At 63.3% G+C, this 267-nt stretch carries 1 protein-coding gene; it reads left to right on the plus strand.

The features are described 5' to 3' along the window. On the plus strand, positions 1-267 hold a 267-nt coding region (locus AC4IFT_RS22520; RefSeq protein WP_490752961.1), incomplete at both ends, for a peptidase dimerization domain-containing protein.

Below are 267 nucleotides of genomic sequence, written 5' to 3' on the forward strand. Positions count from 1 at the left end.
GTGGATGGCGGCGGCGTCGGTGAGCTGGAGTGCGAAAACTTCAATGCCGCCTCGGTGACGATCAAAATCCTCGGCAACAGCGTGCACCCCGGCAGCGCCAAGGGCGTGATGGTCAACGCGCTGTCGCTGGCTACCCGCATTCATCAGGCGCTGCCGGCGGACGAAACGCCGGAGACCACCGAGGGTTACCAGGGCTTTTACCACCTCAGCAGCATCAAGGGCAGCGTGGAACGCGCCGAAATGCACTACATCCTGCGCGACTTCGAG

The organism is Providencia sp. UF-183, assembly GCF_058246155.1.